Raw genomic sequence first — 1,153 nt, 5'->3', positions numbered from 1 at the left:
GGCGAGAAGATGGCGGTGCTTTGCCGTGAGTTCGATATCTCGCGCAAGACCGGCTACAAGATCCTCACACGCTACAATGACAGTGGCCTTGAGGGGCTGACGGATCGATCACGCCGACCCTACCGCCACGCCAATCAGCTTCCGTTTCAAATCGAGAAGCTGATTGTGCGCCTCAAGCAAGACAAGCCGACCTGGGGTGCGCCAAAGATACGCGAACGGTTGGCCCGGCTGTATCCTGACGTTCACCGGCCTGCGATCTCGACGGTGCATGCGGTTCTCGACAGCCATGGCCTGGTCGAGCGCCGCAAGCGAAGGCGCAACAGGGCGATGGGAACACCACTTTCAAACGGCTATCGGCCCAACGATCTGTGGTGTGCCGACTACAAAGGCGAGTTCATGCTCGCCGATCGGCGCTATTGCTATCCGCTGACGATCACCGACTTCGCCAGCCGCTATCTCATCGCCTGCGAGGCGTTGTCGACTACCAAGGAAGCCTATGCCTTCACGGTGTTCGAGAGCGTTTTCAAAGAGTTCGGCCTGCCCAGCGCCATCAGGACCGACAATGGCGTTCCCTTTGCCAGCCCAAACGCGCTGTTCAATCTCAGCAAACTGTCGGTCTGGTGGCTGCGCCTGGGCATCGACATCGAGCGCATCCAGCCGGGCTGTCCGCAGCAGAACGGGCGCCATGAGCGCATGCACCTGACTCTCAAGAAGGAAACCACCAAACCGGCTGGCTCCAATTTCCTGCAGCAGCAGGCCAGGTTCGATGACTTCATCAATGAGTTCAACTCAGAACGCCCACATCAGGCGCTCGACATGGCCTGTCCAGCCGAGCGCTACACGCCGTCACCGCGCATCTATGCCGGCCTGCCGGATCTCGATTATCCGTTTCACGACAAGGCCGTCACCGTCACCACCTGCGGCCGCATCTGCTACAATCGCAAGAAGATCAACCTCAGCCTCGTCTTTGCCGGCCAGACCGTCGGCATCAAACAGGTCGAGGACCATATCTGGCTGGCTTCCTTCATGGATTATGATTTGGGCTACTTCGATGATGAGACATGCAGGCTCGAACCACTCCAAAACCCCTTCGGGCCAAAAGTGTTACCCATGTCTCCGATATAAACCGTAACCTATGTGTCCGGAATGGACC

General features: G+C 58.3%; 1 protein-coding gene. It reads left to right on the top strand.

Annotation, left to right across the window (positions count from 1 at the left end; all coding sequences use genetic code 11):
• Positions 1-1,125: helix-turn-helix domain-containing protein (locus NKJ64_RS30425; protein WP_352463828.1), on the top strand; the 1,125-nt coding region annotated here is incomplete at its 5' end.
• Between the last annotated feature and the right edge of the window lie 28 nt (positions 1,126-1,153).

Origin of the sequence: Mesorhizobium sp. M0062 (assembly GCF_040323125.1) — a bacterium.
Classification (GTDB): domain Bacteria; phylum Pseudomonadota; class Alphaproteobacteria; order Rhizobiales; family Rhizobiaceae; genus Mesorhizobium.
This window is presented reverse-complemented; position numbering and strand designations above follow the sequence as displayed.